At 69.0% G+C, this 16,877-nt stretch carries 20 protein-coding genes; 7 read left to right on the top strand and 13 right to left on the bottom strand.

The annotated features are described in order from the left end of the window. Positions 1-4 precede the first annotated feature (4 nt). The 7 genes from QTH86_RS24115 (at position 5) to QTH86_RS24085 (ending at position 5,244) form a co-directional block, all read left to right on the top strand. Complete coding sequence (locus QTH86_RS24115) at positions 5-796, top strand: FAD binding domain-containing protein (RefSeq protein ID WP_286648704.1); 792 nt, start codon at positions 5-7, stop codon at positions 794-796. A gap of 7 nt (positions 797-803) precedes the next feature. Further along, positions 804-1,703 (top strand): AAA family ATPase, encoded by a 900-nt coding sequence (locus QTH86_RS24110; protein ID WP_286648703.1) that lies wholly within the window; start codon positions 804-806, stop codon positions 1,701-1,703. Between the two features lie 19 nt (positions 1,704-1,722). Next, complete coding sequence (locus QTH86_RS24105; RefSeq protein WP_286648702.1) at positions 1,723-2,916, top strand: vWA domain-containing protein; 1,194 nt, start codon at positions 1,723-1,725, stop codon at positions 2,914-2,916. A 39-nt stretch (positions 2,917-2,955) separates the two neighbouring features. Next, positions 2,956-3,519, top strand: a complete 564-nt coding sequence (locus QTH86_RS24100) for an SRPBCC family protein (protein WP_286648701.1) — start codon at positions 2,956-2,958, stop codon at positions 3,517-3,519. Positions 3,520-3,529: 10 nt separating this feature from the next. Next, entirely contained in the window at positions 3,530-4,549 is a 1,020-nt protein-coding gene (locus QTH86_RS24095; protein ID WP_286648700.1) for an XdhC family protein, read from the top strand. A 5-nt stretch (positions 4,550-4,554) separates the two neighbouring features. Next, a complete protein-coding gene (locus QTH86_RS24090; RefSeq protein WP_286648699.1) occupies positions 4,555-4,809 on the top strand; it encodes a YkgJ family cysteine cluster protein in 255 nt (84 codons plus the stop codon). A 132-nt stretch (positions 4,810-4,941) separates the two neighbouring features. Beyond that, a complete protein-coding gene (locus QTH86_RS24085) occupies positions 4,942-5,244 on the top strand; it encodes a hypothetical protein (RefSeq protein ID WP_286648698.1) in 303 nt (100 codons plus the stop codon). 15 nt (positions 5,245-5,259) lie between these two features. On the opposite strand, the gene mnhG is transcribed toward QTH86_RS24085, so the two are convergent. The 13 genes from mnhG to QTH86_RS24020 form a co-directional block, all read right to left on the bottom strand. Then, positions 5,260-5,628, bottom strand: coding sequence for a monovalent cation/H(+) antiporter subunit G (mnhG, locus tag QTH86_RS24080; RefSeq protein ID WP_286648697.1), 369 nt, complete (start codon positions 5,626-5,628; stop codon positions 5,260-5,262). Between the two features lie 13 nt (positions 5,629-5,641). Next, positions 5,642-5,920, bottom strand: coding sequence for a K+/H+ antiporter subunit F (locus QTH86_RS24075; protein WP_286648696.1), 279 nt, complete (start codon positions 5,918-5,920; stop codon positions 5,642-5,644). Next, positions 5,917-6,408, bottom strand: coding sequence for a Na+/H+ antiporter subunit E (locus tag QTH86_RS24070; protein ID WP_286648695.1), 492 nt, complete (start codon positions 6,406-6,408; stop codon positions 5,917-5,919). Before QTH86_RS24070 ends, QTH86_RS24075 begins: the two co-directional genes overlap by 4 nt. After that, positions 6,408-8,114: a monovalent cation/H+ antiporter subunit D gene (locus QTH86_RS24065; protein ID WP_286648694.1), complete on the bottom strand. Its 1,707-nt coding sequence runs from the start codon at positions 8,112-8,114 to the stop codon at positions 6,408-6,410. The genes QTH86_RS24070 and QTH86_RS24065 overlap by 1 nt, the downstream gene beginning before the upstream one ends. After that, complete coding sequence (locus QTH86_RS24060) at positions 8,111-8,467, bottom strand: Na+/H+ antiporter subunit C (protein WP_286648693.1); 357 nt, start codon at positions 8,465-8,467, stop codon at positions 8,111-8,113. The genes QTH86_RS24065 and QTH86_RS24060 overlap by 4 nt, the downstream gene beginning before the upstream one ends. Further along, positions 8,467-11,415, bottom strand: a complete 2,949-nt coding sequence (locus QTH86_RS24055; protein WP_286648692.1) for a monovalent cation/H+ antiporter subunit A — start codon at positions 11,413-11,415, stop codon at positions 8,467-8,469. Before QTH86_RS24055 ends, QTH86_RS24060 begins: the two co-directional genes overlap by 1 nt. A gap of 93 nt (positions 11,416-11,508) precedes the next feature. Beyond that, the gene (crcB, locus tag QTH86_RS24050; RefSeq protein WP_286648691.1) at positions 11,509-11,883 is read right to left on the bottom strand and encodes a fluoride efflux transporter CrcB; all 375 of its coding nucleotides are present in this window, start codon (positions 11,881-11,883) and stop codon (positions 11,509-11,511) included. A gap of 18 nt (positions 11,884-11,901) precedes the next feature. Then, a complete protein-coding gene (locus QTH86_RS24045; RefSeq protein ID WP_286648690.1) occupies positions 11,902-13,215 on the bottom strand; it encodes a TRAP transporter large permease in 1,314 nt (437 codons plus the stop codon). A 12-nt stretch (positions 13,216-13,227) separates the two neighbouring features. Continuing rightward, positions 13,228-13,761: a TRAP transporter small permease gene (locus QTH86_RS24040; RefSeq protein WP_286648689.1), complete on the bottom strand. Its 534-nt coding sequence runs from the start codon at positions 13,759-13,761 to the stop codon at positions 13,228-13,230. A gap of 3 nt (positions 13,762-13,764) precedes the next feature. Continuing rightward, positions 13,765-14,745, bottom strand: coding sequence for a TRAP transporter substrate-binding protein (locus QTH86_RS24035; RefSeq protein WP_286648688.1), 981 nt, complete (start codon positions 14,743-14,745; stop codon positions 13,765-13,767). Between the two features lie 140 nt (positions 14,746-14,885). Beyond that, on the bottom strand, positions 14,886-15,209 hold the full coding sequence (locus QTH86_RS24030) for a ComEA family DNA-binding protein (protein ID WP_286648687.1): 324 nt from the start codon (positions 15,207-15,209) through the stop codon (positions 14,886-14,888). Positions 15,210-15,357: 148 nt separating this feature from the next. Then, on the bottom strand, positions 15,358-16,539 hold the full coding sequence (gene lapB, locus QTH86_RS24025; RefSeq protein WP_286648686.1) for a lipopolysaccharide assembly protein LapB: 1,182 nt from the start codon (positions 16,537-16,539) through the stop codon (positions 15,358-15,360). After that, entirely contained in the window at positions 16,529-16,846 is a 318-nt protein-coding gene (locus QTH86_RS24020) for a LapA family protein (protein ID WP_286648685.1), read from the bottom strand. The genes lapB and QTH86_RS24020 overlap by 11 nt, the downstream gene beginning before the upstream one ends. Positions 16,847-16,877 lie beyond the last annotated feature (31 nt).

Raw genomic sequence — 16,877 nt, 5'->3', positions numbered from 1 at the left:
CACCATGTATCCCTTCACCCTCGAACGTCCGGCCAGCGTGGCCGATGCCGCGAAGCTCACCACCGCCGGCGGCAAGCCGCTGGCCGGCGGGCAGACCTTGCTGGCCTCGATGAAGCTTCGCCTCTCCGCACCCGAGCAACTGGTCGACCTCGGCGGCATCGCCGAACTCGCCGGCATCCGGAAGGACGGCGACACGCTCGTCATCGGCGCGATGGCGCGCCACCTGGCCGTGGCGAACGATGCCGCGGTCAAGTCGGCCTACCCGGCGCTGGCCGACCTCGCCTCGCGTATCGGCGACCGGCAGGTGCGCGCCATGGGCACGCTCGGCGGCTCGGTCGCCAACAACGACCCGGCCGCCTGCTACCCAGCCGCCGTGCTGGCCTCGGGTGCGACCATCGTCACCGACAAGCGCGAGATCGCAGCCGACGACTTTTTCCAGGGCCTGTTCACCACGGCGCTGGACGAGGGCGAGCTGATCACCGCGATCCGCTTCCCGGTCCCGAAGAGCGCGCACTACGAAAAGCTGCGCCAGAAGGCGTCGCACTTCCCGCTGGTCGGCGTGTTCATCGCGCAGTACGACGCGGGCGTGCGCGTGGCCATCACCGGTGCGGGCAACGGCGTGTTCCGCCACACCGGCCTGGAAGACGCGTTGAACCAGAGCTTCACGCCGGAGGCCGCGGCCGCGGTGAAGATCGATGCCAGCGACCTCAACAGCGACCTGCACGCCTCGGCGCCGTACCGCGCCAACCTGATCAGCGTGCTGACGCAACGCGCCGTCCGCGCCGCGCTGGGTTGATGCGCGGGTGATCTTCTCCAGCATCGACGCCGTCGCCGCCGGCCTTCAGCAGGCCGGCTACTTCGCCGACCGGCGCCTCGCCACCGCGGTCTTCCTGGCGCTCAAGCTGCAGCGGCCGCTGCTGCTTGAAGGCGAGCCTGGCGTGGGCAAGACCGAACTGGCCAAGGCGCTGTCGACGGCGCTGCAGCGCGAACTGCTGCGCCTGCAGTGCTACGACGGCCTGGAGCAGCGCGAGGCGCTGTATGAATGGAACTACGCCGCGCAGCTGTTGCACATGCGCGCCGCGGAGGCGCATGGCGCCTCCAGCGACATCGAGTCCGAGGTCTACCAGCCCCGCTACCTGATCCGCCGCCCCTTGCTGCAGGCGCTGCAGACGCCCGCGCCGGGCGCGGTGCTGCTGATCGACGAAGTGGACCGCGCCGATGAGCCCTTCGAGGCCTTCCTGCTCGAGTACCTGGGCGAGTACCAGGTGAGCATTCCCGAACTCGGCACCATCACCGCCGCGGTGCCGCCGGTGACCCTCCTCACCAGCAACCGCACGCGCGAACTCAACGACGCGGTCAAGCGCCGCTGCCTCTACCACTGGCTCGACTATCCCGAGCGTGAGCGCGAGCTGGCCATCGTGCGCGCCCAGGTGCCCGAGGCTGGCGAGGCGCTGTCGAAGCAGGTGGCCGATTTCGTGGGCCGGCTGCGCAGCGCGCCGTTCGCCAGCGCCTTCCAGCGCGCACCCGGCATCGCCGAGAGCGTGGAATGGGCGCGGGCGTTGGTCGCGCTCGATGCGCTGGTGCTCGACCCCGAGGTGGTGGTCGACACCGCCGGGATCCTCTTCAAGCAGCGCGACGATGTGGCCGCGGTCACGCAGGCGCTGGCCGCCGAGTTGCTGCAGCCGGAGGACGCGGGCGCCTGAGCGTCTGCGCCGCGACGCCATGGAGCAGCTCGGTGACGCACGCCGCGGCAAGATGGCCGGCAACATCGCCGGCTTCGGCCGCGCGCTGCGCCGCGCCGGCGTGCCCACCGATGCGGCGCGCATCGCCCTCGCCACCGAAGCGGCCGTGCTGGTCGGCGTCGATGCGCGCGACGACCTCTGCGCGGCGATGGAAGCCGTGATGGTCAGCCGGGAGCAGGACCGTCTCGTCTTCCGCGAACTCTTCGACGCCTGGTTCCGCGACCCCGAGCTCGCCAACAAGATGCTCGCGCAGATGCTGCCGAGCGCCGAAGGCAAGATGGAGCCGGCCAAGCGCCGCCCGCGCGTGCGCGAGGCGCTGGCCGCGCCGCGCGAGGCTGATGCGCCCGCACAGGGCGAGCGCGAAATCGAGTTCGACGCGGCCATGACCGCCAGCGATTTGCAGCGCCTGCACCATGCGGACTTCAATGCGCTCGGTGCTGCGGAGTACCGATTGGTCGAGCGTCTGGCGCGCGACATCGCGCTGCCCGTGCCCACCGTGCCGTCGCGGCGCCTTCGTGTGGCGGCCGGCGCCGGCACGCATGCGCGCATGCACTGGCCCGGCGTGCTGCACGAGGCGGCGCGCACCGGCGGCGAGATGCTGCGCCTGCCGCGGCTGGCGCGCCGCGCGCAGCCTTTGCCGCTGCTGGTGCTGATCGACGTCTCCGGCTCCATGGAGCGCTATGCCCGCCTGCTGCTCGCCTTCCTGCATGCGGCCACGCGTCGTGCCGGGCGGCGCGACGTGTTCGCCTTCGGCACGCGCCTGACCGATCTGACGCCGGCCTTTCGACTGGCCGACACCGACGAGATGCTCGCGAGCGCGAGCGCGGCCATCGACGACTTCGCCGGCGGCACGCGGCTGGGTGATTCGCTCGCGCAACTGCGGCGCGCGCATGCCCGGCGCCTGACCGGCCGACGCACGCTGGTGCTGGTCATCAGCGACGGCCTGGACACCGGCGAGCCGGCCGTGCTCGACCAGGAACTGCAATGGCTCAAGCGCCATGCGCGCCGTGTGCTGTGGCTCAACCCGCTGCTGCGTTTCGAGGGCTACGCTCCCCTTGCGCGCGGTGCGGCCATGCTCCACCGCCATGCGGACGCGATGCTGGCGGTCCACAATCTCAGCGCGCTCGGCCAGCTGGCGGCGAGCCTGGCGGCGCTGATGCGTGCCGGCCGTTGAGCCGCTGCCCCCACGATCACGACTAGAAGGAAGAACACCATGGAAATGCTCGGCAACCGCCGTCTCGGCGTCACGCAGCAACAGGCGTGGGACGCGCTCAACGACCCGGAGACGTTGAAGAAGTGCATCCCCGGCTGCGACAAGTTCGAGCTGACGGGCGACAACCAGTACACCGTGACTGCCGCCGTCAAGGTGGGTCCGGTGTCCGCCAAGTTCGCCGGCAAGGTCACGCTGACCGACATCGCACCGCCCGACGGCTACAAGCTCAGCTTCGAAGGCCAGGGCGGGGTGGCGGGCTTCGCCAAGGGCGCGTCCAGCGTCACGCTCAAGCCGGTGCCGGACAATGCGAGCGCCTGCGAGCTCGACTACACCGTGCAGGCCCAGGTGGGCGGCAAGATCGCGCAACTCGGCCAGCGGCTGATCGACGGCGCAGCCAAGTCGACCGCCGACGACTTCTTCAAGCGCTTCGACGCCGAGATGCAGCGCCGCTACGGCCCTGCGCCGGCCGAGGGCGAGGCGGTCGCGGAAGAGAAGAAGGGGGCGGTCGCCGGCTTCATGCAGAAGATGGGGCTGGGCGGCAAGAAGGAACCGGACGCGGGCTGAGGAAGAGACCATGGAAAACCTCGACGTCATGGTGCTGCGCACCCTGCGCGACTGGCGGCTCGCCGGCCGCCGCGCGTTGCTCACGACGGTGGTGCGCACGTGGGGATCGTCGCCGCGCCCGGTCGGCTCGATCATGGCGCTGGCCGAAGATGGCGCGGTCGTCGGGTCGGTGTCTGGCGGCTGCATCGAGGACGACCTGATCGCGCGCTACAGCCGCCTGCATGGCGCCACCGAGCCGATGCCCGCGGGCGGCGCACCGGCGCTGGTCAAGTACGGCATCACGGCCGACGAGGCGCACCGCTTCGGGCTGCCGTGTGGCGGCACGCTCGAGCTGCTGCTGGAGTACGACCCCGAGCCGGCGTCGCTCGAAGCGCTGGTCGCATCGCTGGAGCAGGGCCGCCTGATGCAGCGCACCGTGTCGCTCGCCGACGGCCGCGTGACGCTGGCCGAGGCGTCGTCGCCCGCGGCGCTGAGCGTGGACGAGCGCCAGCTGGTCAACACCTTCGGCCCCGAGTACCGCATGCTGCTGATCGGCGCCGGCCAGCTGGCCGAGTACCTCGCGACCATGGCCAAGTTCAGCGGTTTCGCCGTCACGCTGTGCGACCCGCGGGTCGAGTACCGCAGCGCGTGGGCCGTGCCCGGCGTGACCGTGACCACCGAGATGCCCGACGACGCGGTGACCGCCTTCCGGCCCGACCGCCGCAGCTGCGTGGTCGCGCTCACGCACGACCCGAAGCTCGACGACCTGGCGCTGCTCGAAGCCCTGGCGACCGACGCCTTCTACGTCGGCGCGATCGGCTCGCGCCGCAATGCCGAGGCCCGGCGCGCGCGCATGGTCGAGCATTTCGACCAGACGGCCGAATCGCTGGCGCGCCTGCGCGGGCCGATCGGCATCTACATCGGCAGCAAGACGCCGCCCGAGATCGCGGTGAGCGTCATGGCGGAAATCCTGGCGGTGAAGAACGCGGTGGCGCTGCCGCGGGAGACCGCCGTGGCGAACGCCAAGACCCTGCAGGAAGCGCTGGGCTGAGGCACATGGACTGCCGCCCCGGCTGCGGCGCCTGCTGCACCGCACCCTCCATCAGCAGCCCTATTCCAGGGATGCCCCTGGGCAAGCCGGCCGGCGTGCCGTGTGTCCAGCTGATGGCCGACCAGCGTTGCGCCATCTTCGGCCACCCGGAGCGCCCGGCCTGCTGCGGCGGACTGCAGCCTTCGGTGGAGATGTGTGGCGGCACGCGGGGCGAGGCGATGCTGTGGCTCGACCGGCTGGAAGCTGAAACGGCGCCTTGAAGTCCTCGTGCAGACCGAAGTCGGCTTTTGTGCGCAAAAGTACGCGAATTTTCCCCGATCGGCTGCTGTAAGTCCTTTGACTTCACAGGGCGGCGATTAACAATCGTCTGACACTTTCAGGCGCGCACGACCATGGACGTTCTCTTCCTCTTCCGTTCGATCCGTCAACTGTTCAACCGGCGCACCCGCGACACCGCACCGGCGCGCTCGACGGCGCAGTCGGTGGTGCGCCCGCCCGTGGTGCCCGTTGTCGCCGTGCAGGCATCGCGGGTCGAACCAGCACAGGTCCCGGTCCGCAAGATGCGCACGCTGGAAGAAGTGCGGGCCGACCTGGCCCGCCTGCGCCTGAGCGCCAGCGAACGCCATGCGCGCAGCCATGCCTGGCGCGACACCAACTTCGCGCCGACCGACTTCATGGGGCTGGCCAACAACTGAGGCCGGCGGGGCGCGTCAGTCCCCGCGGTCGGTGGTCGGCGGCACGTTGCCGCCCTTCTGGCGTTCGCGGAACAGCGCCGCCCGCATCAGGAAGATTGTGGTGACCGGCGCGGTCAGCGCGACGAACAGCGCGATCAGCACGGCGTGCAGGAACAGGTTGTAGCCCTGCACCGAGAAGTAGACGATGGTCGCGATGGTCAGGCACCACACGCCGGCCGTGGCGCCCAGCGTGGGCGCATGGATGCGGTGGAAGAAGGTCGGCAGCCGCACCAGGCCGAAGGAGCCCACGGCGGCGAAGGCCGCGCCGAGCACCGCGAACAGGCCGGTGAGGATCTCCGCCCACAGCGGCAGCGGGCCGATGATGAAGTCGGGGACGATGTTCATGGCCGGGCTCCCGTCATTCGATCACCTCGCCGCGCAGCAGGAACTTCGCCAGCGCGGTCGATCCCACGAAACCGAACAGCGCGATCAGCATCGCCGCCTCGAAGTACACGTTGCTCGCGTAGTTGATGCCCAGCACCAGCATCATCAGCATGCCGTTGATGTAGAGGCAATCCAGCGCCATCACGCGGTCTTGCGCGGTGGGGCCGATCAGCAGACGCCAGACGGCGCACAGCATCGCCACGGCCAGCAGGAAGAGGGCGCCCTTGAGGGCCCAGAAGAGGATGGGCGTCATGATTCGAAGATCTCCATCAGCGGGCGCTCGTAGCGCGTGCGGACCATCTCAATGAAGGCGGCTTCGTCCTCCAGGTCGAACACGTGCAGCAGCAGCTTGCTGCGGTCGAGCGAGACCTCGCCCCAGGCCGTGCCGGGCGCCAGGCAGAAGATCATGGCGAGCACGGCCAAAGCGTTCGGGTCGCGCAGGGTCAGCGGCATCTCGACGAAGGCGCTGCGGATCTGCGGCGTGCGGCGGGTGAGCAGCGCACGGCCGACGGTCAGCGCCGAATGCAGCAGGTCGCGCAGCACCGTGCCGGTCAGGCGCAGCGCCACCAGCGGCCGGCGCATGCGCACGGCCGCGGGCCGCAGGCCCTGGGTGATGAGCGGCACCACCACCGCGAGGATGGCGGCGAACACCATCGTCGCGACGTGCAGCGACTGGTTCAGCAGCAGCCAGACGACGAAGAGCGCCAGCGACAACGGCGGCGATGGAAGGATCTTGCGCATCAGGGCGTGCCTCCCTTGAAATGCTTTGGTGAGGGGTTGGGCACCTGCTGTGCGCCGGCCACCGCATCGCGGTAGGCCTGGGGGGCGAACAGGCCGTCGGCGGTGGCGCTCGCGTGCTGCATCACGGGGCCGGCCTCGATCGTGAGCGCGACCGAGGCCGCCAGCAGCGCCGCCACCGGCAGCACTTCCATGGCACGCAGGCTCGGCATCGCGCTCAGCGGCTGGGTCCAGAAATGGCGGATGCCGGTGCGGCTCAGCGCCACCAGCGTCATGAAGCCCGAGGCCAGCAGCAGGCCCAGGAAGAGCCAGCTCGAGCGGCTCACGACGGGGGCATCGAGCAGGCCCGACAGCATCGCGAGCTTGCCGACGAAGCCCGACAGCGGCGGCAGCCCGGCCAGCAGCAGCGTGCAGCCGATGAAGCCCAGGCCCAGAAAGGCCACGCCGGCCGGAATGGCGCGGCCGTAGAGCGCCTGCTGCTCGTCGTCGAGGTTCACGTCGTTCAATGCCGTGAGGTCTTCCGACAGGAAGGGCGCGTTGTCGGCCGCCTCGTGCGGCGCGATGCTGGCGCCTGCGTTGCGCCAGCGCTCGATCATGTCGATCAGCAGGAAGAAGGCGCTGATCGCGAGCGTGGAGCTCAGCAGGTAGTACAGCGCGCCGGCCCAGATGGCAGGCTGACCCAGGCCCACCGCCGCCAGCAGCGTGCCGGCCGACACCAGCACGCTGAAGCCGGCCAGGTTCGACAGCCGCTGGGTGCCGACGATGCCGAGCGCGCCGACGCAGAGCGTGGCCAGCCCGATGCCGACCAGCACGTCGTGGCCGAACTGCGCGGAGGCGCCGGTGTCGGGCGCGAACAGCACCGTCCACAGGCGCAGCACGGTGTAGAGGCCCAGCTTGGTGAGCAGCGCGAACACCGCGCTCACCGGCGACACGGCGGCGCTGTAGGCCGGCACCAGCCAGAAGTTGAGCGGCCAGGCGCCGGCCTTGGCGAAGAAGGCGGTCGCCAGGATGGCAGCGGCGGCGTGCACCAGGCCGCGGTCGCCCGCGTCGAGCTGGGCGATGCGCACCCCCAGGTCGGCCATGTTGAGCGTGCCGGTCACGCCGTAGAGCAGCGCCGCGCCGATCAGGAAGAGCGACGAGGCTGCCAGGTTGATCGCGATGTAGTGCAGGCCGGCCGACACGCGCAGCCGCCCTGAACCGTGCAGCAGCAGCCCGTACGACGCGGCCAGCATCACCTCGAAGAAGACGAAGAGGTTGAACAGGTCACCCGTGAGGAAGGCACCGTTGAGCCCCATCAGCTGCAGCTGCAGCATCGGGTGGAAGTGCACGCCCGCGCGGTCCCAGCGCGAGGTGGAGTAGATCGACGCGGCGAAGGCCACCACCCCGGTGAGCGCGACCATCATGGTCGAGAGCCGGTCGGCCACCAGCACGATGCCGAATGGCGCACGCCAGTTGCCCGCGAGGTACACGCCGATGGAGCCGGGGCCGCTGCCGGTGTCGGCCGCGTTGACCCAGCGCAGCAGCGCCAGCGCGACCAGCAGGCCGATGAGGCCGGAGACCACGCTCAGCGCCGACTTGATGCGGCGGCGCTTCTCGTCGAGCAGCAGCATCAGGGCGGCGGTCAGCATCGGCACCAGGATCGGCACCGCCACCAGGTGCGGCATGCTGAACTCGAGGAAGCGGTCGAGCAGGTGCAGCAGCTCGGTCATTCGCCGGCCTCCCGGGCGCGCTCTTCGCCGTCGACGTGGTCGGTGCCGCTCAGCCCGCGCGAGGCCAGCATCACGACCAGGAACAGTGCGGTCATGGCGAAGCCGATGACGATGGCGGTCAGCACCAGGGCCTGCGGCATCGGGTCGGCGGTGTTCGCCAGGGTGGAGGCCACGCCGGCGATCAGCACCGGCTCGCTGTCGACCTTCAGCCGGCCCATGCTGAAGATGAAGAGGTTGACGGCGTAGGAGATCAGCGTCAGCCCCATGATGACCTGGAAGGTGCGCGGACGCAGCAGCAGGTACACCCCCGACCCGGTGAGCACGCCGATGGCGATGGCGAGGACGGCTTCCATCAGGCGGCGCCCTCCGCGGTCGGCGTGGCGTCGGCCTCGGCGGCTTCGCGCTCGGCCTGTTCGTCGGCCCAGCGGTGGCTGCGCACCGACTGGTGGGCCAGCGCCGTGAGGATGAGCATCGTCGCACCGAGCACCAGCGAGAACACGCCCATGTCGAAGAACAGCGCGCTCGGCACATGGATCTCGCCGAGTAGCGGCAGGTGCAGGTGGGCGGTGTGGGTCGTCATGAAGGGGTAGCCCATCAGCACCGAGCCGCCACCGGTGGCCAGTGCGAGCAGCAGGCCGATGGCGATCCAGCGGCGCGGGTAGATGCGCAGGTGCTCCTCGACCCATTCGGTGCCCGAGACGATGAACTGCAGCACCAGCGCGACCGACATCACCAGGCCCGCGACGAAGCCGCCGCCCGGCGCGTTGTGGCCGCGCATGAAGAAGTAGACCGCGACCAGCACCGACAGCGGCAGCAGCAGGCGCACCAGCACGGCGGGCACCATCAGGTAGCCGATGGCGCTGTCCTTGGCGCGGCGCGGGTTGATCAGGTCGCTGCTGCCGTCGTCGGTCTGCAGACGCTGCTGCGTCGGCAGTGCCATCGATTCGATGGCCGGGCGGAAGCGGCGCAGCAACGCGTACACGGTGAGCGCGACCACACCGAGCACGGTGATCTCGCCGAAGGTGTCGAAGCCGCGGAAGTCGACCAGCATCACGTTGACCACGTTGGTGCCGCCGCCCAGACTCAGCGCGTTGTCGAGGAAGAAGGGCGAGATGCTCTGCGGGAAGTCGCGCGTCATCATGGTCCAGGCCAGCGCCGCCATGCCGGAGCCGGCCGCGGCGGCCACCAGCAGGTCACGCCCGCGCCGGCCCCATGGGCGCAGCCGCGCCGAAGCAGGCTGCACCGCGGCCTTGCTGCGCATCGGCAGCCAGCGCAGGCCGAGCAGCATGAGCACCGTGGTCACCGCCTCGACCACGAGCTGCGTCAGCGCTAGGTCGGGGGCCGAGAACCAGATGTAGGTGATGCAGCAGACCAGGCCGGCCGCGGCGGCGAGCATCAGCGACGCGAGCCGGTGGAACTTGGCCTGCCAGGCGGCCGCCAGTGCACAGCCCATGCCGATGATCCAGGTCATCGCGAACATCGGCGAGAAGGGCAGCAGCTCGCGCGTGCCGCGGCCGCCGGGCGTGAGCCACAGCGACGCGCCGGCACCGGCCGCCGCGACGAGCACCAGCAGCAGCAATTGCGTCTGCAGGCGGCGCGTGCCGAAGAGGCGGCGGCTGCGCCGGCCCGCTTCGCTCAGGCGCGCCAGCAGGTTCTCGAAGATGCGCTGGCCATCGAAGCGGTGCAGCACCGGCGTGTAGTCGAGGCGACCTCGCGCGCGGCCGCGACGCTGTGCCAGGTACAGCACGGCGCCGCCCGCCAGCGCGACGAAGCTCATCACCAGCGGCAGGTTGAAGCCGTGCCACACCGCCAGGCTGTAGTCGGGCAGGACGCCGCCGACCACCGGCGCCGCGGCGGCCGCCAGCAACGGGCCGACCGACCAGGCCGGCGCCACGCCCACCACCAGGCAGATCAGCACCAGCAGCTCGACCGGCACGCGCATCCAGTGCGGCGGCTCGTGGGGCTGCTTGGGTACCGCGTCGCCACAAGGGGGGCCGAAGAACACGTCGAACACGAAGCGCGCCGAATAGGCCACGCTGAAGACGCCGGCGAGGGTGGCGATGACGGGCAGGCTGAAGTCGACCCACGGTGTGGACTGGATGAAGACCGTCTCGGCGAAGAACATTTCCTTCGAGAGGAAGCCATTGAGCAACGGAACCCCGGCCATCGACGCGCTGGCGATGATGGCCAGCGTGCCGGTGATCGGCATCAGCTTCATCAGCCCGCTGAGCTTGCGGATGTCGCGCGTGCCGGTCTCGTGGTCGATGATGCCGGCCGCCATGAAGAGCGAGGCCTTGAAGGTCGCGTGGTTCATGACGTGGAACACCGCGGCCACGGCGGCCAGCGGGCTGTTGAGCCCCAGCAGCAGCGTGATGAGCCCGAGGTGCGAGATGGTCGAGTAGGCCAGCAGCGCCTTCAGGTCGCGCTGGAACATCGCGGCGAAACCGCCCAGCAGCAGCGTGATGGCGCCGGCGCCACCGACCAGCCAGAACCATGGCTCCGTGCCCGACAGCACGGGCCAGAACCGCGCCATGAGGAACACCCCGAGCTTCACCATGGTGGCCGAGTGCAGGTAGGCCGACACGGGGGTCGGCGCGGCCATGGCGCGCGGCAGCCAGAAGTGGAAGGGGAACTGCGCGCTCTTGGTGAAGGCGCCGAGCAGCACCAGCACCAGCACCGTGGTGTAGAGCGGGTGGTTGCGGATCAGGTCGCCGGAGGCGAGCACCACGTCGAGCTCGTAGCTGCCGACGATGCGCCCCAGCACCAGCACGCCGGCCAGCAGGCACAGGCCGCCCATGCCGGTGACCGTGAGCGCCATGCGCGCGCCGCGCCGCGCATCGCGCCGGTGGTGCCAGTAGCCGATCAGCAGGAAGGAGAACAGGCTGGTGAGCTCCCAGAACAGCACCATCTGGACGATGTTGCCCGAGAGCACCACGCCCATCATCGAGCCCATGAAGGCGAGGAAGAACGAGAAGAAGCGCGGCACCGGGTCGGATGCCGACATGTAGTAGCGCGCGTACAGCACCACCAGCGCGCCGATGCCCAGCACCAGCATGCAGAACAGCCAGGCGAAGCCGTCCAGGCGGAACACCAGGTCCAGGCCAAGGGCGGGGAGCCATTCGACCCGCTGGCGGACCACGTTGCCGTTCGCGAGATTGGGAAAGTACAGCGCCGCGCCGATTGCGCAGCCCAGCGCGACCAGTCCCGCCAGCGTCGACTCCCGGTTGCGGGCGTTCGAAGGCAGCAGGGCTGCCAGCACGCTGGCGATGAAGGGGAATGCGACGAGGAGGACAAGGGGCATTGCGATCGATTCTATCGACCGCACCTGTCCGGTAGCCTCTTCAAACTGCAGCGTGGCCGACGGCTTTTCAGGCCATCGGGCGCGTGCTCGCCCTCAGGCCGAGAGCCACTGGATGCTGCGAAAGCCGAGCCAGGTCAGCATGAAGGAACCCGCCAGGTGGGTGAGGGCGATCAGGGCGGCCACGCCGGCACGGCCTTCCATCATCAGGGTCACCACCTCGAGGGAAAAGCTCGAGAAGGTCGTGAGCCCGCCCAGGAAGCCGGTGATGATGGCCAGGCGCCAGACCGGGTCGAGCCCCGGCATCGCCTGGAAGAGGGCCATCGAGACGCCGATCAGGTAGCCGCCAACGAGATTCGCGGCGAGGGTGCCCCAGGCCATCAGCCCGGCGCCCAGCCACAGGCCGAGGCCCCAGCGGCCGAGGGCGCCCAGCGATGCGCCGATGCAGATGGAAATGACGTTCAAAAGCATGCCGCGATTATCGCGACGCTACTTTTCGCTGCCCATCATCAGGTCCGGCAGACTCGTGACGATGCTCGGGAAGACCGTGATGAGCGCGATGCAGACCACCAGGCAGAAGAAGAACGGGATCGCCGCCTTGGCGATCACGTTGCTGTCCTTGCCCGTCATGTTCTGCAGCACGAAGAGGTTGAAGCCCACCGGCGGCGTGACCTCGGCGATCTCGACCAGCAGCACGATGAAGATGCCGAACCAGACCAGGTCGAAGCCGGCCTTCTGGATCATCGGCAGCACCACCGCGCTGGTCAGCACGATCATCGAGATGCCGTCAAGCGCAGTGCCCAGCACCAGGTACACCACCACCAGCGCGCCGATCAGGGCGTAGGGCGACAGGTGCATGCTGTCGACCCATTCGGCCAGCTCGCGCGGGATGCCGGTGAAGGCCATGGTCTTGGTCAGGAAGGCCGCGCCCGCCAGGATGAACATGATCATGCAGCTGGTGCGCGTGGCACCCATCAGCGCGTCCTGGAAATTCTTCCAGGTCAGGCTCTTGCCGTAGGCGGCGATGCCCAACGAGCCGAGCACGCCGAAGGCCGCACACTCGGTGGCCGTGGCCCAGCCCGCGACCAGCACCCAGACGATGAAGACGATCAGCAGGGCGCAGGGAATCAGGTTGCCCGACAGGCGGATCTTCTCCCTGAAGGTGGTTGGCGGGTCGGCCGGCGGCACCTTGTCGGGGTTGCGCAGACTCCACCAGGCGATGTAGCCCGAGAACAGCAGCATCAGCAGGAAGCCCGGCAGGAAGCCGGCCAGGAAAATGCGGATGATGGAAGCATCGGCCGCGACCGCGTAGACCACCATGGTGATCGACGGCGGGATCAGGATGCCCAGCGTGCCGGCGGTGGCCAGCGAGCCGATGGCCAGCTTCTCGTCGTAGCCTCGGCGCTTGAGTTCGGGCAGCGCCACCTTGGCGATGGTCGCGCAAGTGGCCGCCGAGGAGCCCGAGACCGAACCGAAGACGCCGCAGCCGATGATGGTCGTGTGCATCAGCCGGCCCGGCACGCGGTTGAGCCAGGGGCGCAGACCTTCGAACATCTCTTCGCTGAGCTTGGTGCGAAACAGGATCTCGCCCATCCAGATGAAGAGCGGCAGCGCCGCCAGTTCCCAGCTCGCATTGCTTTCCCAGAAGGAAGAGAACAGGTTCTTGGCGGGCAGCGTGTTGGTGAAAAAGGCCTGGCCGACCCAGCCCACGATGGCCAGCGTCATGGCGATCCAGACGCCGCCGGCCAGCAGCACCAGCATGATGACGAGCAGCAGCGCGCCCATCAGGAGAGTTTCGATCATGGGTGCGTTCGTTCAGACGTCGGAAGAAAAGTCGCCAGCAGCGTGTCGCTCTTCGATGGCGCGCTGGTAGCTGGGCTTCTCGCCCCGCACCACGCCCACCAGTTCGTCGACCATGGCGATCAGCAGCAGCCAGCAGCCGACCACGAAGGTCGCCTGCGGGATCCAGATGGGGATGACCACCAGGCCGGTCGCCATCTCGGCGAACTCGTAACTCTCCCAGGTGAAGCTGGTGGCCGCATAGGTGAGGTAGGCCACCGACACGGAGGCGATCAGCAGGCAGATCACGTCGAGCACGCGCCGCGCCTTGAGCGGCACGGCGTCGAGCAGCAGCGTGACCCGCACGAAGTCGCCGTGGCGGAAGGCATGCGCCATCGCCAGGAAGGCGGCCGCGGCGCAGAGCCAGGCCACCACGTCGTTGAGCCCGCTCACGTGCCAGTTCATCTGGCGGCCGATGCCGGCCAGGATCATCAGCACGAAGATCAGGAACACGCAGAACGCGCCGAGCGCGCCTGCACCGTCGTACAGACGATCGAGGAATCGGCGCATCGCTTACTTTTTCTTGTAGGCGTCGACAATCGCGGCGCCGTCCGCACCGGCGACCTTGAGCCAGTCGGCCTGCATGATGCCGCCCACCTGGCGCATGTCGGCGTCGAGCTTGGCCGAGGGCTTGTGGATCTTCATGCCGCGTTCGGCCAGCAGCTTCTTGTACTCGGCGTTCTTCTCCTCGGCGACCTTCCAGCCGCGGGTTTCCGCATCGGCTGCGGCCTTGAGGACGGCGGCCTTGGTCGGCGCGTCGAGTGCGTCGAAGGACTTGGCGTTGACCAGGATCGCGTTCTTCGGGATCCATGCCTGTGTGTCGTAGAAGTTCTTGAGGCTCTCGTAGGTCTTGGTGTCGTAGCCGGTCGAACCCGAGCTCATGTAGCTCTCGATCACGCCGGTCGCCATGGCGGCGCTCAGCTCGGCCTGCTGGATCTGCACGGGTTGCGCGCCGATCAGTTCGGCGATCTTGGCGGTCGCCGGGCTGTAGGCACGCCACTTGATGCCGCGCAGGTCGGCCACCGAGCCGATTTCCTTCTTCGAGTAGATGCCCTGCGGCGCCCACGGCACCATGAACAGCACCTTGATGCCCTGTGCAGCCAGCAGCTTTTCCAGGGCCGGCTTGGACGCCGTGTACAGCTTCATGGCTTCAGGGTAGGTCGTGGCCAGGAAGGGCACGCCATCGAGCGCATAGATCGGGTTCTCGTTGGCGAAATTGGCCAGGAGGATTTCGCCCGCCTGGGCCTGGCCGCTCTGCACGGCGCGCTTGATTTCCGGTGCCTTGAACAGCGATGCGTTCGCGTGCACGGTGATCTTCACCTTGCCGCCGGTCGCGGCGTCCACATCCTTGGCGAACTGGGCGATGTTCTCAGTGTGGTAGTTGGTCGCCGGGTAGGCCGTCGGCAGGTCCCACTTGGTTTGCGCAAAGGCGATGCTGCCGAAGGTGAGGGCGGCGACCGCTGCGATGGCGGCGCGGGCGAACTTGTGCTTCATGGGCTCTCCAGGATGAGGATGAAAATGCGAAGCGAGCATACGTGCAAATATCGGGCCACCTGGAGGGGCCTTTCCCGGGGCGCGCCTCGCAACGAAAAGGCCGCCCGTGGGCGGCCTGGATCGATGGGCGCGGTCCGCGCTTACTTGGCGGGCGCTGCCGCCGTCTTGGCCACCGGACCCTTGGGCGCCGCCGCAGGCGCCGTGAAGGCCTTGCCGTTGACCGTCAGGCCTTCGGCCGAGAGTTTGGCCGCCGTCTTTTCCTTCACGCCCTTGACGCGTTCCATGAAGTCGCTCCAGTCCTTGAACTCGCCTTTCTGCCGCGCGTCGAGGATGCGCTTGGACATGGCCGGGCCGACGCCCTTGAGGCCATCGAGGTCGGCTGCGCTGCCCTTGTTGACGTCGACGGCCGCGAAAGAGGCGACGGCGAACAGCATGGCCGAGACGGCCAGAATCTTCTTGAACATGACACTCTCCCTGAGTTTGTGGATGGAAAACACACCGCGCGTGGTGCGTTCTCACCGCGCGCGACAGGGAGCTTAGAGGGGCGTCTTCGCGCAGATCAAGGCAGGAATTCGCGTTGTGCCGCGCAATTCCCGGCCCCAGTCCGCCGATTCAGAGTTCTTCGACGCGCCGCGGCGGGTAGCTGTCCCAGGCCTGGCAACCCGGGCAGTGCCAGAAATGCTGGTGCGCCTCGAAGCCGCAGGCGGCGCAGCGGTAGCGCATCAGCGGGCGCGTGGCCTGGTCGAGGGCGCGCTGCACCTGGGGGTGGTACTGCTCATCCGCGAAGGTCTCGCCGGCCAGCCAGCGCGAGGCGGCGATCAGCGAGGGCTGGTGCGCCAGATGCGCGATGTAGCCGTCACGCGGCGTCGGCGGCGCGTCGTCGTCGACCAGCCCGTCGGGCAGCGGCACGTTGCCGCCCAGCGCGATGATGGCCTCGAGCACGTCGACCGAAGGCGACGCCGCATAGCGGCGCTGCAGCAGCGACAGCGCCTCGCCGCTGCGCTGGGCGCCGAGGGCGGCCTGCTGCAGGGTCGCCGCATAGAGCGGCAGCGCCAGCGGTGCCCGTTCGCTCAGCGCCAGCAATGTTTCGAATGCGGCCCGCGCGTCGCCCTGGCGCAGCTGCAGGTTGGCGATGTCGATGGCCGGGCGCGGTGCGTCGGGCGCGGTCGCGCTGGCCTGGTGCAGCAGCGCCTCGGCCGCGGCGGCGTCGCCCTTGCCGAACTGTTCGGCGGCCTGTTCGCACAGGTGGTGCGCGCGCCGGGTGGCGTAGCTCGCCTGCTCCGCATCATCGAGCTTGGCGGCCACGTCGGCGGCTTGCGCCCATTCGCGTGAGCGCTCGTAGATGGCAAGCAGGGCCAGGCGCGCCTCGTTCTGGTAGCGCGTGCCCTCCAGCTTCTGCAGCGCGGCCTCCGCGCGGTCGAGCAGGCCGGCGCGAAGAAAGTCCTGCGCCAGCGCATGCTGTGCGCGTTCGCGGTCGGCGCGGGACAGGTCGCCTCGCCCCAGCAGGTGCTCGTGCACCCGCACGGCCCGTTGGTACTCGCCGCGGCGGCGGAACAGGTTGCCGAGCGCGAAGTGCAGCTCTTGCGTGTCGGGGTCGTTCTGCACGGCCTCGATGAACGCGTCGATGGCCTGGTCCTGCTGCTCGTTGAGCAGGAAGTTCAGGCCACGGAAGTAGGCCTTCGGTGCCTGCCGGTTCTCGAGCTTCAGTTGGCGCAGGTCGAAGCGCGAGGCGAGCCAGCCCAGCACGAAGGCCAGTGGCAAGCTGAAAAGCAGCCAGCTGAAATCAAAGTCCATGTTGACGCACGGCGGGAAGATCGGTCGGCAGGGTGTTCGATGCCGGCGGCGCGGTCACGGCGGGCGTGCCGGGCGGCGGCTCGGCCGGACGCTGTGCTGCGACCCGGTGCTTCCACCAGCCCGGCAGCATGCCGAGCGCGCCGACCACCAGTCCGCCCGCGAAGGCGGCCAGCACTACCAGCACCAGGGGCGCGCGCCACGAGGTGCCGAAGAAGAAGTAGACGGTGGCGTCGTGCTGGTTGTTCAGCGCGAAGGCGAAGAGGGTAAAAAAAATGGCTGCCTTGAGCAGCCACAGGAGGTATTTCATCAGCGTCCCCTTGGGCTCGCCGATTCTACGG

This window comes from Variovorax sp. J2L1-78 (assembly GCF_030317205.1).
Classification (GTDB): Bacteria; Pseudomonadota; Gammaproteobacteria; order Burkholderiales; family Burkholderiaceae_C; genus Variovorax; species Variovorax arabinosiphilus.
The sequence above is the reverse complement of the archived record's forward strand: the minus strand, read 5'-3'. Positions and strand labels throughout refer to the sequence as shown.